The organism is Burkholderia territorii (assembly GCF_902833055.1).
GTDB classification, from domain to species: domain Bacteria; phylum Pseudomonadota; class Gammaproteobacteria; order Burkholderiales; family Burkholderiaceae; genus Burkholderia; species Burkholderia territorii.
In genome coordinates, this window is sequence record NZ_CADFEJ010000071.1 from 1 (window position 1) to 636 (window position 636).

General features: G+C 70.4%; 1 protein-coding gene. It reads right to left on the bottom strand.

Annotated elements, in window-relative coordinates; genetic code table 11:
- Positions 1-616 (bottom strand): GGDEF domain-containing protein (locus tag HW466_RS31035; protein ID WP_244138249.1); only part of this gene is annotated, 616 nt, incomplete at its 3' end.
- Between the last annotated feature and the right edge of the window lie 20 nt (positions 617-636).

Consider the following 636-nt stretch of genomic DNA (forward strand, 5'->3'; position numbering starts at 1 on the left):
CAGCGCGACCGCCAGGATGAAGGTGGCCGGGCGGCCGGTGGTGGTGGAGAGAAAGCTGGAGAACCGCGAGAAGCATTGCGTGCGCATCGTCGCCTCCGTTCCGGATCGGGAGTGTCGATGATGGCACAGCGCGGCCGATCGTCTGGGCGCCCTCGGGCGCGTCGCCCTTCTTGTTGCGCTTGGCGTCGTACATCGCCGCGTCGGCGATGCGCAGCAGCGAATCGATATCGATGTCCTCGCCCGACACGGAGGCGATCCCCACGCTCGCGCCGACGCTGGCCGTGATGCCGGGCGCCAGCTCGAAGGGCCGGGCGATCTCGCGGGCGATGGCATGGGCGAAGTCGCGCGGCGTGTCGTAGTCGCGGCAGGTGTCGACGATCACGAACTCGTCGCCGCCGATGCGCGCCACCAGCGCCTCCGGGCCGGCCAGCCGCATCAGCCGCTCGGCCACCTGCACCAGCAGCGTGTCGCCGGTCTCGTGGCCGTGCGCGTCGTTGACCGGCTTGAAGCCGTCCAGGTCGAGATAGAGCAGGGTCATGCCGGCGTGGATCCGGGCCCGCGCGTTGCCGTTGGCGGCATTGAACAGGCCGGCCCGGTTGAGCAGACCGGTCAGCATGTCGTGGCGCGCGCGATGGC